The sequence below is a fragment of the Pseudomonas sp. GW458-11-26-14-LB4 genome, from assembly GCF_059423925.1.
Genome location: NZ_JBWKYU010000011.1, coordinates 115278 through 129519, shown reverse-complemented (window position 1 = coordinate 129519; position 14242 = coordinate 115278). Strand labels below are relative to the sequence as shown.

At 58.4% G+C, this 14242-nt stretch carries 11 protein-coding genes, 1 tRNA gene and 1 pseudogene; 6 read left to right on the top strand and 7 right to left on the bottom strand.

Features of this window, described 5'->3' with window-relative positions; genetic code table 11:
* Positions 1-375 precede the first annotated feature (375 nt).
* Positions 376-1386, bottom strand: coding sequence for a zinc-dependent alcohol dehydrogenase family protein (locus AC07XZ_RS16580; RefSeq protein WP_102686687.1), 1011 nt, complete (start codon positions 1384-1386; stop codon positions 376-378).
* A 172-nt stretch (positions 1387-1558) separates the two neighbouring features.
* On the opposite strand from AC07XZ_RS16580, the gene AC07XZ_RS16575 reads away from it, so the two are divergent.
* The 3 genes from AC07XZ_RS16575 to gabP all read left to right on the top strand — a co-directional run bounded on the left by AC07XZ_RS16575 (position 1559) and on the right by gabP (position 5484).
* The gene (locus tag AC07XZ_RS16575) at positions 1559-2473 is read left to right on the top strand and encodes a LysR family transcriptional regulator (RefSeq protein WP_102686688.1); all 915 of its coding nucleotides are present in this window, start codon (positions 1559-1561) and stop codon (positions 2471-2473) included.
* Between the two features lie 60 nt (positions 2474-2533).
* Positions 2534-3748 (top strand): aldose 1-epimerase family protein, encoded by a 1215-nt coding sequence (locus AC07XZ_RS16570; protein WP_102686689.1) that lies wholly within the window; start codon positions 2534-2536, stop codon positions 3746-3748.
* A 329-nt stretch (positions 3749-4077) separates the two neighbouring features.
* Positions 4078-5484, top strand: coding sequence for a GABA permease (gabP, locus tag AC07XZ_RS16565; protein ID WP_039771089.1), 1407 nt, complete (start codon positions 4078-4080; stop codon positions 5482-5484).
* 58 nt (positions 5485-5542) lie between these two features.
* Here the strand turns inward: gabP and AC07XZ_RS16560 are convergent, their stop codons facing one another.
* The 5 genes from AC07XZ_RS16560 to AC07XZ_RS16540 form a co-directional block, all read right to left on the bottom strand.
* The gene (locus AC07XZ_RS16560; protein ID WP_256590524.1) at positions 5543-6169 is read right to left on the bottom strand and encodes an eCIS core domain-containing protein; all 627 of its coding nucleotides are present in this window, start codon (positions 6167-6169) and stop codon (positions 5543-5545) included.
* 75 nt (positions 6170-6244) lie between these two features.
* Positions 6245-7756: a GGDEF domain-containing protein gene (locus tag AC07XZ_RS16555; RefSeq protein ID WP_102686691.1), complete on the bottom strand. Its 1512-nt coding sequence runs from the start codon at positions 7754-7756 to the stop codon at positions 6245-6247.
* A 157-nt stretch (positions 7757-7913) separates the two neighbouring features.
* Positions 7914-8420 carry a peptide-methionine (S)-S-oxide reductase MsrA gene (gene msrA / locus AC07XZ_RS16550; RefSeq protein ID WP_011333723.1) on the bottom strand — a complete coding sequence of 169 codons (507 nt, stop codon included), beginning with the start codon at positions 8418-8420 and terminating at the stop codon, positions 7914-7916.
* Positions 8421-8637: 217 nt separating this feature from the next.
* Positions 8638-8973, bottom strand: coding sequence for a hypothetical protein (locus tag AC07XZ_RS16545; protein ID WP_158247726.1), 336 nt, complete (start codon positions 8971-8973; stop codon positions 8638-8640).
* Positions 8974-9518: 545 nt separating this feature from the next.
* Positions 9519-11120 carry a sensor domain-containing diguanylate cyclase gene (locus AC07XZ_RS16540; RefSeq protein ID WP_085747581.1) on the bottom strand — a complete coding sequence of 534 codons (1602 nt, stop codon included), beginning with the start codon at positions 11118-11120 and terminating at the stop codon, positions 9519-9521.
* 219 nt (positions 11121-11339) lie between these two features.
* Here AC07XZ_RS16540 and ycaC point away from each other — a divergent pair, with 219 nt between their 5' ends.
* Positions 11340-11972: an isochorismate family cysteine hydrolase YcaC gene (ycaC, locus tag AC07XZ_RS16535; RefSeq protein ID WP_007958138.1), complete on the top strand. Its 633-nt coding sequence runs from the start codon at positions 11340-11342 to the stop codon at positions 11970-11972.
* A gap of 88 nt (positions 11973-12060) precedes the next feature.
* Here the strand turns inward: ycaC and AC07XZ_RS16530 are convergent, their stop codons facing one another.
* Positions 12061-13050, bottom strand: a complete 990-nt coding sequence (locus AC07XZ_RS16530; RefSeq protein WP_102686692.1) for a zinc-dependent alcohol dehydrogenase family protein — start codon at positions 13048-13050, stop codon at positions 12061-12063.
* A gap of 126 nt (positions 13051-13176) precedes the next feature.
* On the opposite strand from AC07XZ_RS16530, the pseudogene AC07XZ_RS16525 reads away from it, so the two are divergent.
* Together AC07XZ_RS16525 and AC07XZ_RS16520 are read left to right on the top strand one after the other, a co-directional pair.
* Positions 13177-14058: pseudogene (locus AC07XZ_RS16525) on the top strand (LysR family transcriptional regulator).
* A 107-nt stretch (positions 14059-14165) separates the two neighbouring features.
* Positions 14166-14240: transfer RNA gene (locus AC07XZ_RS16520), tRNA-Lys, on the top strand.
* The last annotated feature ends 2 nt before the right edge of the window (positions 14241-14242 follow it).

Here is a 14242-nt window from a genome sequence, read left to right as displayed (position 1 = left end):
AACTGCATGAGGTGACGCAATGCGTCAGCGCTGCGGGCTACCAAACCCGATCACTGTTTTTCAGTGACCCGGAAACGATAAAACCCGCACCCCAGACGCACAAGCCGGCGGATTCTGGCGTAGTCGTAGGCAATGACGCAAGACGCTGTAGCCGTGGGGAAGTAATGCCGGGCGTTTCTAAACACAAATCAAAAAAGGCTTTAAACACGGCGGCTTTCTGCCCGGTTTACTCGTTTCTGGAAACCAGCCGTAATCTGTTGTGTGAAGCATCGGCTGCGCTGCAGAGGTCTGATCGCGGCTCGCGATGTCGAAATTCGACACACCTCTGAGCGCTGAGGCAGGCAAAAAAGGCGCCGAATTGGCGCCTTGAGGTTATCAAGCGATTTTGATCACAACCTTCCCAAATGCTCCCCTTGCGAGATGCTCATAAGCCTCACGTGCTTTCTCGAACGGATACACCTGATCGATCACGGGGCGGATCTTGTGCTGGTTGAGGAATGTGTTCATTCGATCGAATGATGAGCGCGGCGCCACGGCGATTCCGCGAATGGTCGTCTGGCGGAAGATGAGTGGCATCAGATTGAGTTCCACGGTTTGCCCCGTTAAAAATCCGATCTGCGCAATGCGCCCCGATGCCTTGGTTGCGGCGACCGATTGATTGATGCCACTGCCGCCGGCTACGTCGAGCAGTAAATCCACGCCTTTGCCTTCGGTCAGCTTCAGCACTTCGTCCGCCCAGTTCGGCGTCGTTCTGTAGTTGATGCCTGCCACGGCCCCCAGCCCCTTGACGGTTTGCAGATTCTTATCGCTACTCGATGTTGCGATGACCTTCGCGCCAAGTGCAGTTGCGATCTGCACGGCAAATATCGACACACCTCCCGTGCCTTGAACCAATACGGTTTGGCCCGGTTGGATCTGTCCAAAGTCCACCAGCGAATACCAGGCTGTGAGCGCAGCAATCGGAAGTGTGGCCGCCTCTTCGTCGCTCATGTTGTCCGGGGCACCGACGGCGCTGTCTTCATGGATGATCATGTATTCGGCCAAGCCGCCGGGTAGCGGTGAACCGAAGCAGTAATCGGGTTCGTTCGGGCCTGGCTCGCCATCCAGCCACCGTGAGTAAAGATGTGAGTTGACCCGATCACCGACTTTGAAGCGCGTGACGTTGTCACCGATCGCTACCACCGTGCCGGCGGCATCGCTCACCGGGATCAGTGGTTTGGGCACCATGTGCGGTTCATAAATGCCGTCGACGATTGCCTTGTCGCGAAAGTTGAGCGAGACAGCACCGACCTTGACCAGCAATTCGCCCGCCTTGGGTTGCGGCGTCGCGACCTCTTCCAATTGCAGGTTGTCGAGTCCGAAATCTTTCAATAACCACGCTTTCATCGCGAATCTCCAAATACACGTTAATGGCCTTGAACCAGAGCAGGTTCTGCCTTGGATGCATTTTTCGCTTTTGACGATGCGCAATAAATGCGTGGCAAAAGACATGATTGTTCTATCCTTGAGCAACAATCATGTTCAACTCGCGGTCAAGCGGGGTTCATAGGGTAGCGACATGGAACTGCTTCAATCGATGCGACTGTTTGCCAGGCTTGCGGAACTCGGCAGTTTTACCAAAGCCGCCGAATCGCTGGACATCGGGCGGCCCCAGGTCACCCGGTATATCCAGGAGCTGGAAACGTCATTGGGCGTGCGCCTGTTTCAGCGCACCACGAGAAAGGTGGCCCTTACCGCCGAGGGCGAGAGGTTCTATGAGCGGGTGCAGGAGATTTTGGCGGATATTTCTGCTGCGACCTCAATGTTTGACCGATCCGGAGCAACGCTCACGGGCCGACTTCGTGTCGATATCCCGACCGCTTTCGCGCAGTTGGAATTCATCAAAAGCCTTAAAGAATTCACCGCCTCCTACCCAGGTATCAACATGGTTCTGGGCGTGACTGACCGGGCTGTCGACTTGATCGGCGAGGGCGTCGACTGTGCGTTGCGTATTGGTGATCTACCGGATTCGACCTTGATCGCTCGCCCAATCGCAATGGCGACCATGGTGACCTGTGCCGCGCCCGAGTATCTGCACCAGTACGGGGAACCCGCGACACTCGACGATCTGGTCTCCCATCGAGGCGTCAACTTCTTGTCCGGTCAGAACAACAGGACATTGCCTTGGCATTTCACGTTAAAAGGTCAGGATCGATCCTTTGTGAGTAACGCCGGCATCACCGTCACCGAGTCGAATGCGTATGTCCAGTGTGGTGTGTCGGGTTTCGGAATAATCCAGGCGCCTGGGATTACCGTTGCCGAGCATTTGGCCAGTCGCGGGTTGGTGGAAATTCTAAAGCCCTATCGGCCAGCTCCTCGCCCTGTTTCGTTGCTCTACCCAAGTCGGACGCATTTGGCACCCCAGGTTCAGGTTTTTATCGAATGGCTGCAAAAGCGTTTTCCGCAGCTTCATTCTGACTGGCTGGAAACATAGCTTGATGAAACGTTTCAGCAGGTTTATAAAAACGGCACAACTCCAAGAAAGGCTGCTCCCATGACCCCGCTCAAACTCGTTGTTGCCCTCAGCGCACTGTCTGCTGCCTCCCATGCCATGGCCTGGGATTACGTTCTGCTCGACACCGATAAAGCTGCTCAAAACTGGCAGATCACCAGCCAGCAACTGGGCGTGAAAACCGACAAACCCTTCAGCGTCAGCCTGCGCACCTTGCATGGTGGTCGGCAGGAGGGCGTCAGCATTGTCGACATCGATAACGGCACGATGAAACTCTCGGTGGTGCCGACGCGGGGAATGAACGTCTTGCAGGCCTCGGTCGGCAATGTGCGTATGGGCTGGGATTCGCCGGTCAGGGAGGTGGTCAATCCGTCCTTCATCGAACTCAATGGGCGCGGTGGTCTGGGCTGGCTGGAGGGTTTCAATGAGTTGGTGACCCGCTGCGGATACGAATGGGTCGGTCACCCCGGCGTCGACAACGGCGAACTGCTGACCCTGCACGGTCGGGCCGCCAACATTCCGGCGAACAAAGTCACCCTGCACATCGATGAAAAGCCACCGTACGCCATTACCCTGCGCGGTGAGCTGAAAGAGCAGGCGTTCAAGAAAGTCGACTTCTCCGTCGCCACCGAACTGGTCACCGAACCCGGCAGCGCAGTGTTCGCCCTTAACGACACGCTGACCAACAACGGTGACTATCCGAAGGAATATCAGGCGCTGTACCACAGCAACTTCAGCACCCCGTTCCTGGAGCAGGGCGCTCGTTTTGCCGCGCCGGTGAAACAGGTGTCGCCGTTCAACGACAAGGCCAAGGGCGATTTGGCTGAATGGCAAACCTACCGCGCACCGACCAAGGACTACGACGAAACGGTTTACAACGTCGTGCCGTATGCCGATGCCAAGGGCGATACGTTGACCGTGTTGCATAACAAGGCCGGCAGCCTGGGCGTTTCAGTTGGCTTCAATACGCAGACATTGCCGGTGTTTTCTCTGTGGAAGAACACCGATACCCAAGGTCAGGGTTATGTCACCGGGCTGGAGCCGGGGACGAGTTTTTCCTACAACCGCCGTTATCAGCGACCACTGAACCTGGTACCCACCATCGGGCCGAAGGAACACAAACAGTTCCGCATCAGTTACAGCTTGTTGGCGGATAAGGCGGCAGTGGACAAGGCCTTGAAGCAGGTGAGCGACATTCAGGGCGGGCGGGAGACCGAGGTGCGGCAGACACCGTTGGTTGATCTGACCAAGGGCTGACACCGGCCAGAAAAAGGGGGGACTGATTTATTTTTCCTGAATAAATCAGCGCCCCTTTTTTATTCTGTGATGGCGCTCTCGAACGGGCCCGAATGCCATTCACCATGTCGAAATCAGACACCGTCGTGCCGCTCCCAGGCTATTTGCGATCAACTCCAGGCACGTAAGGTGACGCATCATTTCATCGCCCTGCGTCGTCGTCCGACCGATTTGTAACGCTGCAGCGCTTGAGGTGCGCCGCTCTGGAGCAGGGCAACAGGAAGAAATGATGATCGCCTGACACGTCGTCAGTACGCCCAAACGTCGATCACCAGAGAACAACAAAAACAATGAATAGCCTGAACTCGAAGGACTCGAACGGTCAGTTGGCGCAGGGCTTCAAGCCGCGTCATGTCACCATGCTTTCCATTGCCGGCATCATCGGTGCGGGGCTGTTTGTCGGCTCCGGCCACGCCATTGCCGCCGCCGGCCCGGCCGTCTTGCTCGCTTATCTCTTCTCCGGTCTGCTGGTCGTGCTGGTCATGCGCATGCTCGGTGAAATGGCCGTGGCCCACCCGGACACGGGATCGTTTTCCACCTATGCCGATCAGGCCATCGGCCGTTGGGCGGGGTTCACCATTGGTTGGTTGTATTGGTGGTTCTGGGTGTTGGTCATTCCGATTGAGGCGCTGGCCGCCGGGCACGTCTTGAACCAGTGGTTTCCCCAAGTCGATGCGTGGTTGTTCGCGTTGCTGTCGATCATTTTGCTGGTGGTGACCAACCTGTTCAGCGTGTCCAAGTACGGCGAGTTCGAGTTCTGGTTTGCGATGGCCAAAGTGGTGGCGATCATCGGGTTCATCGGGCTGGGTTTTGCGGTGTTGATGGGCTGGATTCCGGAGCGTGAGGCCAGCGGTTTGAGCCGTTTGATGGAAGAGCACGGCGGGTTCGCCCCGAATGGTTTGTCGGCGGTGGTCGGGGCTTTCATCACCATCATGTTCAGTTTTATCGGGACGGAAGCGGTGACCATCGCGGCCGCCGAATCGAGCAACCCGGCGCAGAACATCGCCAAGGCCACGCGCTCGGTGATCTGGCGCATCGGCGTGTTTTATCTGTTGTCGATTTTCGTGGTGATTTCCGTGGTGCCCTGGAACGATCCGCTGCTGGCGTCCGTTGGCTCTTACCAGCGCGCGCTGGAGCTGATGAACGTTCCCAACGCCAAGTTCCTGGTCGATGTGGTCGTGCTGATCGCGGTGGCCAGTTGCATGAATTCCTCGATCTACATTTCCTCGCGGATGCTGTTCTCGCTGGGTCGTCGCGGCGATGCTCCGCAACCGTTAAAGGTTACCTCTGCAGCGGGCGTGCCGAGGGCAGCGGTGATTGCCAGCACCGTGATCGGTGCCGGGGTGACGCTGTTCAGCTATTTCATGCCGGCGGGGCTGTTCCAGTTTCTGCTCGCCAGTTCCGGCGCGATTGCGTTGCTGGTGTATCTGGTGATCGCGGTTTCGCAATTGCGCATGCGCCGGATGCTGCGTCGGCAGAATGTCGAGCTGACGTTTCGCATGTGGCTGTTTCCATGGCTGACGTGGCTGGTGATCGCGTTCATCTGCGCTGCGCTGGCGGTGATGATGGTGACGCCCGAGCATCGTCTGGAAGTGACGTCGACCATTGGGCTGGCGCTGGCGATTTCGTTTATCGGGCTGGTGACCACGCGCCAGCATGGACAGGCGAGGGTGGCGGTTTCAGCGGGCAAGGCCTAGGTTTTTCTGGTGCTTGAAAGGTGGGGCTGGCCCCGGCATGGACGCAGGGGATGTCCGATCACCGGGCTTCGGCTCGCAGCCAACGTCTGACCTCGCCCTGTATCGCATACGCCGGAGCCTCGACCGCATTGAAATCCTGCGAATACCGCTGCGCAAACCCTTCGACTCCCCATTCCTGAAACTGCTGCACATGCTTCAGTTCGTGCGCCCAGAGCGCCACGTTCTGCTCTGCGGTTTCAGCGTCGCGGAACAGGATGATGTCGATCAGCGTCACCGCGCCGACATCCGGGTTTTGCAGGATGGCCGTGGCGGCGTTGTATTGGCCGTCATCGGTGACTTTGTAGTGCACGGCATCGAGGACGCCGGGTTCATACCAGCGCAGCAGTTGCTCCCGGATGTGCGGTGGAATCGGTTTGATGTCGGTACTGGCGGCTTCGGCGCGGGCCTGAGTCAAGCCCTGCGCCAGGACCGGTGCCGCCATCCGGAAAAGGTCTTCAGACAGACGTTCCGGGTCCGGCAGGCAAATGCAGCTGTCGAGGCATACTTGTTTTTCGCCGGCAGGGCAGGTGTCAGCCTGGGCTGGTGCTGCAAGCGTCAAGCAAAGGACCAAGGACAAAAAGGAGGACGCGCCAAAGGCCCCTCGGTGTACGACCCTTTCATTTTGCGTTGCCCCATACATAGTCATTCCATCTACGGGTTGTCAGCGCGAGTGGCTCGGGGAGGGGCATGGTGGTTTTCTCCCGCGTGGTTTCACTTAAGGCTAGATCAAGCCCGGCAGTTTCACCGACCTGTTTCGCCCCAAGGCCTTGGCACTGTACAGCGCCTGATCGGCGGCTTCGATCAAACCTTGCACGGGGGTGAGTCGGGAACCGGCGGCAGTGGCAATCCCGATGCTGACACTCACTCGCCCCAACGGACTGGATTCGTGGGAAATGTTCGCTTGCTGCAACCGGTCGAGGATCAGTTGCGCCACGATCTGCGCACCTTCGCTGTCGGTATTGGGCATGATGACGCCCATCTCTTCACCGCCATACCGCGCCACAAGATCCGAGGGACGGCGCACGCACGTCTCCACGACGTTGCCAACGCGTTGCAGGCAATCGTCGCCGGCAACATGCCCGTAGGAATCGTTGAACAGTTTGAAGTAGTCGATATCAATCATCAGCAGTGCCAAGGACGTGCCGTCGCGCTGCGCTCGTCGCGCCTCCAGGTCCAGCGTCACATCGAAGCAGCGTCGATTGGCCAGACCGGTCAGGGCGTCCTTCATCGCCAACAACTCGAGTTGCCTGTTTGACGAAAGCAACTGCTGCTGAGTGCCCATCAACTCCGCTTCTACTTGGGTTCTGCGTCGGATATCCAGTATCAAAAACCAACCGATGAGACCGGTAAGCGCGAGAAGGCCCGTTACCACCACGGCCGATAGCAGCGCCTCCGTTCGCCACGCGGCGAGGGCTTCGCGTTTCCCGAGTGCGACGGTCGTGATCAGCGGCAGCCGGTCACTTTTGCGAAAGGCGTAGAGCCTTTCCACACCGTCCAGGCTGGAGGTGAACGAGGCGGTGCCGACAGAGCGATCCACCAGATACTTGGCGTAGATCGGTGATTTTGAAAAATTGCGCCCCATGTCCTGCTCGCGGAAGGGGTAGCGAACCAACAACGTACCATCGGTATAAGACAACCCGATGGCACCCTCCTGGCCGACATCGATCTTTCCAAACAGCCGCAGAAAGTTTTCGATGCCCAAGGTCACCGCGACCACTCCGGCAAACTCACCGCGAGCATCATTGAAGCGTCGACTGACGGTGATGACCCATTCCTGATTGGAGCGGCTCTGAATGGGCGGACCGATAAAGGTCTCGGGGGAGGGATCATCGCGGTGATGAATGAAATAGGCCCGATCACTGCTATTTGCCCCGGCCGGAATCGGCCGGTTGGACGACATCAGCCAGCGTCCCTGACTGTCGTAGATGGTGATGCCGCTGAGCTGTGACATCAGCGGTTCCTGCCGGTCGATCAGCGATCTGATCCGCTGGATCTGAACGGGGCCACTGCCTTCGGTTTCCAGGCGTTCGACGAGCCCGAGCAAAAGCGCCGAACTTTGGCGGACAATGCCTTCGGAATAGGTGACAAGCGCCTGGGTCAGGTTCAACCCGTGAACGTCCACTTCCTCCAGCGCTCGCTCTCGAGAGGCCAGCACCTTCCAGACAGTCAGTGAGGCCAGGGAACAGCCGATAACCAACAGCAAAAGCACAACCAGGTGCGTATCTCGCTTCACGTCACTACCTTATGGAAAGTCCGTTTTTCCGTTCCAGAGGCTATTGGATCAAGGCAATAACGGCAGCCGTTCGTCCTCATCGCGCGCAAGGATACAAGCAGTCAGGTGTCGCTGCAGCAATAGATGAACGGGTTACAGCACCGAGCCCCTCTCGACCTCAACCGCGTTTCGGCAGCTTCCAGTTCGGGCGAATGAAGTGGCAGGTGTAGCCATTCGGAATGCGCTCGAGGTAATCCTGATGCTCCGGCTCCGCTTCCCAGAACGGCCCCGCCGGTTCGATTTCGGTGACCACCCGGCCTGGCCACAGACCTGATGCGTCGACATCAGCCGCAGTGTCTTCGGCGATATCGCGTTGCTGCTCGTTCAGGTAATAGATCGCCGAACGATAGCTCGGACCGAGGTCGTTGCCCTGACGGTTGGGTGTGCTCGGGTCGTGGATCTGAAAGAAAAACTCAAGGATCTGCCGATAGCTGATCACGGCGGGGTCGAAGACGATTTCGATGGCCTCGGCGTGGTTGCCATGGTTGCGGTAAGTGGCGTTCGGCACATCGCCACCGGTGTAACCGACCCGCGTCTGCAGCACGCCGGGGTAGCGGCGCAGCAGATCCTGCATGCCCCAGAAGCAGCCGCCGGCGAGAATCGCAGTTTCGGTTTGAGTGGTCATGGCATGTCCTTCCTCTCGAATGGGTCGCAGATGTTCCTTGATATGAGGGAGTGTGGGCCGATTCCAAGGTTGAACCGGTAAATAAACCATGAAGTGCGGGCTTTCGGAATTCTCCTGCTTTTGCTTCACGTCACTGTCTTTGGAGCGCCCGGCGCGGGGCACGCCAATATTGAAGCGAAAAAAAACCGCCAATCAGGCGGTTTTTTCAAAGCGGGATTCAGGTTCTGCCACCGGCGAGCCAACCATCAGGCTCCATTTCTTTGCCACAGGCTGCGGCTACTTTCAAAAAATGCCGCTGACTGGCGGAGACCCTGTTGGGCAAACAGGGTTCTTCGGCACGAAGTCTGGAAGCAGGCGCTGATTGGGCTTTTGGCTTCTTGTGTTTCATGGACACCTCTCGTGCCGGGTTGCTTGAGTCGATCTTATGGGTGGACCAGTGGAAAGACAAGGCGGTCAGTCGTGTCAAAATAAAATCCAAGCGTTTGGTAGTAGGAGATAGCACCTGAGTCAGGTTCTTGTACTTCAATTTCGGTACATCCCAGCTTTCGGGCATAGAACTCTGTTGTCAGTAGTGCCATTGGTGCGATCCAGCCTCGCAGGGTATGGGCCTTGTAGGTGTGACCCTGCAAAAGAACGATTTTTATGCAGATTGTGCTTTTTTCGTGGCGTTGCATAGCACAAACCGCACAGCTCATCTTCGTACCAGAAAGCCAAGTCCAGACCTTTTGCATCTTTTGTTTTCCACTCAAGTACATCATCCCATGGGTATCCAATGGGCCCGCTCCACTGATGGTATGCGTTGATTGCCAAGGGCGTGATCGGGTCGATCCTGAGCAACTGAGCATCAATCCCGGCTGCCAGAGCTCCTGGATCCATGGAAAGCGTTTCGTGCGCAAGTTTGCGGGCTTCTGATTTGAGCGTTTGGTTTCGGAGTTCGGTACCTTTGCCTTTTCTTCGCATCGTCTGTGTTCTGTCCGGTTCAGGCAGAAGACGGTATCGAAGGCGAGGGTGCCCACGTAATCAGGCGTGAGGGACGGCTGCTGTAGGACGCTGCTTATGTGCGTGAAGGACGCAGGAATTGGCTGGTTTTAGTCACATTCAGCGATCCGTCCGCGGCATCGCCGCAATCGGCTGGATCTGCCGGAATGCCTGCGCCGAGCACCAGCGATTTCGCCCTTGCTGCTTGGCCTGATACAGACAGGTATCGGCGGACTTGAGCAAAGTGGCCGGGGTCACCGCATCGTCAACCGGAAAGCGCGTGGTAATCCCCGCACTCGCAGTGACATACCCCAGCGGATGCCCGGCATGTTCAAGTTCCAGCGAGCGAATGGTCTGCAAAATATCTTCAGCCACCTGAATTGCCCCGGCGCTGTCGGTGTTGGGCAATAGCACGGTGAATTCCTCGCCGCCGTAGCGTACGGCGAGGTCCGAAGGCCGCTTGACTGCTTTGCGGATGCCGTCGCCGACCGCGATCAGGCAGTCATCGCCGGCGGCGTGGCCGTACTGGTCGTTGTAGCGCTTGAAGTAGTCGACATCGAGCATGATCAATGACAGCGGCGAACCCTGACGTCGGGCCAGGCGAATCTCATCCGTCAGCGCCGCGTCCAGGCGCCGACGGTTGCCGAGGCCGGTGAGGCTGTCAGTCAGCGCCATGTCGCGCATCGTTTTGTGCGCCGAGCGAATCTCCCGTTCCATCGCCATCCGCTGGCGCAACTGGCTCAGGACGATGAGCCCGAAACAGGCCAGCACCAGAATCAGGAACACCAGCACGAAGCCGTTTTTCAGCAGGTCCTGGCGCCACGGCGCAACGATGGAATCCCGGGACAAACCAGCCTCGACCACCAGTGGGTAGGTGGTCAGGGCGCGATAGCCGTAAAGGCGTTCGGTGTCGTCGACCACCGCCCGGATCTGGACAATGCCCTGATTGGCGTTGGGCAGGTAGGTCTTGAAGATCTCGCTGTTCGCCAGGCTTTTGCCGACCACGGAGGCAATGAACGGCCGGCGCACGAGGATCGTGCCGTCGCGCATCGCCAGCACCAGTGCGCCTTTGTCATCGATGCGGAAGTCACCGTAATAGTCGACGAAATAACTGACCTTGACCGTCCCCAGCAGCACGCCGGCGAACGATCCGTCGGGGTTATTCAAACGCCGCGAGATCGGAATGATCAGGTCATGGGTGGAACGGCTTTCCACCACCTGGCCGATGCGCACGCGCCGGTCTTCATGGGTGCGGTGATACTGGAAATAATCGCGGTCGGCATTGTTGGCCGTCTCAGGCGTGACCTCCTTGTCGGTCACGATCCACTGGCCGTCCGGGCCGTAGATGAACAGGCCATGCAGCTGCGGCATGATTTTCGATTGCTGGATGAGCAGCTTGTGAATCCGCGCCACATCCAGGTTCTGCAAACCATCGCCTTCGACCCGCTCGGCCAGCCCCGCAGTCAGCACATCGACCTGACGGATGGTGTCCTCGGCGTGTTGCGCCGTGGCGCGGGCGAGGTTGGTCACCGAATCGCGTGCGGAAGCAAACACCGAACGGTAATCGCGCCACGTCCTCCAGCTCTCGACGGTCAGAAAAGCCACAACCACCATCAGCATGAAACTGACGGTCAGGCGAAAGGTCGAGCCGGCCTTCACGCCTTGGCGAGGCGCGCGCGGTGTTTCATCTGGGGTGGGCGCTTGCGTCTTGCGTCCGGGCATCAACATTCCCTGGCTGTCGTTGTGAGCGAGTGAACAGTATGACAAGGATCGGAGGGAAGGTCGGGCTGGCTGTGTGATCTGCTCGGCAGTTAGAGCGAATTGTCCGTTTTGAGTTGACGGTGAAACGCTTTTCAGACGATTTATCGCTTTCAGGCGAGTCAGTAATCTGTGCCCATCTTGAACGCAAACGCACTTCCACAACTAAAAAGGGATTCACACATGAGCACTCCAACCTACAACCGCCTGAACAAAGACGACGCCGTGGTTCTGCTGGTCGACCACCAGACCGGTCTGATTTCTCTGGTTCAGGACTTCTCGCCAAACGAGTTCAAGAACAACGTGCTGGCGCTGGCCGATCTGGCCAAATTCTTCGAGTTGCCGACCATCCTCACCACCAGCTTCGAACAAGGCCCGAACGGCCCACTGGTGCCGGAACTCAAGGAAATGTTCCCGGACGCGCCGTACATCGCCCGTCCAGGCCAGATCAACGCCTGGGACAACGAAGACTTCGTCAAGGCGATCAAGGCCACCGGCCGCAAGCAGATCATCATTGCCGGTGTCGTGACCGATGTGTGCGTAGCGTTCCCGACCCTGTCGGCGCTGGCGGAAGGGTTTGACGTGTTCGTGGTGACCGATGCCTCCGGCACCTTCAACACCACCGTGCAGCAAGCGGCGTGGAACCGCATGACCCAGGCCGGTGCACAGATGATGAATTGGTTCTCGGTAGCCTGCGAACTGCACCGCGACTGGCGCAACGACATCGAAGGCCTGGGCAACCTGCTGTCCCAGCGCATCCCGAACTACCGCAACTTGATGAACGGTTATGCGGCACTGACGGCGCATCAGAAATAACCGGATGCCGGATAGACGAAAGCCTGCTTTGAAAAAAGCAGGCTTTCGTCGTTTCTACCGCAAACAGCAGTGCAGGGGACTCGTCACCTCAAACCGTGACGACAATTTTCCCGACCTGCTGGTTGGCCTCAAGAAAACGATGCGCTTCCTGAATGTCATCCAGGGCAAACGTCCTGGCGATGATCGGTTGCAGCGCACCCGATGCCAGCCCGTCGCCGATGAAAGCCTTGGCGCGTGTCAGGATGGCCGGGTCGGAGACGATCTCCGTGTAGAGGTAACCCTTGAGCGTCAGGCATTTGCCGAGCACGGTGAACAGCGGGAACGGCGTTGGCTCCGGGCTCAGGGCACCGTACTCCAGCAGGATGCCGCCGCGCGCCATGCTTTGGGTCAGCGGTTCGAACGACGGGCCGCCCACCGGATCGAACACCACCCGCGCGCCTTTGCCGTCGGTCAGCGCCATGACGGCTGCAACCATGTCTTCTTCGTCGCTGACGATCACGTGTGCGGCGCCAGCGTCGAGCAAAGCTTGTTTCTTGGCGCGGGTCCGGGTGACGGCAATCGAGGTGGCGCCGACCATTTTCGCGATCTGGAAGGCTGCCAGGCCGACGCTGCTGGAGGCGGCGGTGACGATCACGAAATCGTCCTTTTGCAGTTTGGCCTGTTCGACCAGCGCACCCCACGCGGTGACGTATTGCATCCAGGACGCCGCCGCTTGTTCAAACGACAGGTTCTGCGGGTGTTTGACGGTGAGGTGGGCGGGTACGTTGGCCAGTTCGCCGTAAGTGCCCCAGCGCGCGATGTCCAGCGGCGGAATCAGGCTGACGGCATCACCGATCTTGAACTCGCTGACGTTGGCGCCGACCGCCACCACCACACCGGCCGCTTCGTAGCCGAGACGGCTGGGAAACTCCGCTTCCTGCAGATAGGCGTGATTACGGAACATCACTTCGGCGCGATTCAGGCCAAAGGCTTTGACCTCGATCTGCACTTCGTCCGCAGCGGGCGCCGGGACGTCGACGTTTTCCAGTTTCAGGACGCTCGCGTCACCGTATTCATGAATCCTGACAATGCGTGCCATCTGTACTTCCTCGGTTATCGATGAAATTGCACCGACGTGAGCCGGTGCCATGGACGCCAATTTAGGCTTTGGCCTGCTCCGGATAAAGGCCTAGGATGGCGCAACACTAGAAACAACGAGTTTCCAATGGATCGCCTCACACTCATGGCCACCTTCGTCAAAGCGGTGGAGCTGGGCTCCTTCAGCGCGGTGGCGGACGAACTCAACCTGTCCCCGCAAATGGTCGGCAAGCAAGTGAAGATGCTCGAGCAGCATCTGGGCGTTTCGCTGCTCAACCGCACCACCCGCAAGCAAAGCCTCACGGATTTCGGCCGCACGTTCTATCAGCGGGCCAAGCTGATTCTGGCCGACATGGACGCCGCCGAAGAAATGGCCGCCGTGACCCGGGGCGTGCCCAGCGGCCGGTTGCGGATCAATGCGCCCGTCACGTTCGGCGTCAGCACGCTGTCGCCGAAGCTGCTGGAGTACATGGTTCGTTATCCGCAAGTGTCGGTGGACCTGACGCTGTCGAACGAACTGGTCGACCTGGTGGACGGCGGATACGACGCTGTATTTCGCATCGGCGAACTCGCCGACAGCGGCCTGAAGGCACTGCCGCTGATGCCCTATCAAATGGTGCTGTGCGCGGCACCGTCCTACCTCGCACGCCGCCCAACCATCACCACGCCTTGGGACCTTCAGGAGCATGAATGTCTGGCGTTCGCCTATTCGGACGGCCGCTCACACCTGCGATTCGAAGGCCCGGAAGGCTGTATCGATGTACCGATTAAAAGCCGATTGACGATTAATCAGGGCGATCCGTTGCTGTCCGGAGCAGTGGCGGGGCTGGGGGTGGTGATGCTCCCGCTGGAGCTGGTCAAGGATTCGCTGAGAAGCGGGACACTGGTGAGTCTGCTGCCGCAGTACAAGGTGCCGGTTTAGCCGATGAATCTTCTGTATGCGCCGGATCCGAGGCTGACGCCGAAGTTGAGGAGTTTTATTGATTTTGTGCGCGTAGCGTTTGGATAAGCGCTGCATTGAGTGATGAAGGCTTAACGATCAGAGATTTGTCGCAACAAAATCCCTGAATCCGAGCTTCACATACTTTCGCGACTCATCGACAATGCGCGCTCTGTTCCGGGGTAGTTCAGCGGTAGAACACTCGGCTCTTAACCGGGTGGGCGCTGGTTCGAATCCAGCCCCCGGACCCACT

Coding starts and splice junctions, on each gene's coding strand:
- AC07XZ_RS16580 (WP_102686687.1), bottom strand. CDS start 1,386: ATGAAAGCGTGGTTATTGAAAGATTTCGGACTCGACAACCTGCAATTG.
- AC07XZ_RS16575 (WP_102686688.1), top strand. CDS start 1,559: ATGGAACTGCTTCAATCGATGCGACTGTTTGCCAGGCTTGCGGAACTC.
- AC07XZ_RS16570 (WP_102686689.1), top strand. CDS start 2,534: ATGACCCCGCTCAAACTCGTTGTTGCCCTCAGCGCACTGTCTGCTGCC.
- gabP (WP_039771089.1), top strand. CDS start 4,078: ATGAATAGCCTGAACTCGAAGGACTCGAACGGTCAGTTGGCGCAGGGC.
- AC07XZ_RS16560 (WP_256590524.1), bottom strand. CDS start 6,169: ATGACTATGTATGGGGCAACGCAAAATGAAAGGGTCGTACACCGAGGG.
- msrA (WP_011333723.1), bottom strand. CDS start 8,420: ATGACCACTCAAACCGAAACTGCGATTCTCGCCGGCGGCTGCTTCTGG.
- AC07XZ_RS16545 (WP_158247726.1), bottom strand. CDS start 8,973: ATGCCCGAAAGCTGGGATGTACCGAAATTGAAGTACAAGAACCTGACT.
- AC07XZ_RS16540 (WP_085747581.1), bottom strand. CDS start 11,120: ATGCCCGGACGCAAGACGCAAGCGCCCACCCCAGATGAAACACCGCGC.
- ycaC (WP_007958138.1), top strand. CDS start 11,340: ATGAGCACTCCAACCTACAACCGCCTGAACAAAGACGACGCCGTGGTT.
- AC07XZ_RS16530 (WP_102686692.1), bottom strand. CDS start 13,050: ATGGCACGCATTGTCAGGATTCATGAATACGGTGACGCGAGCGTCCTG.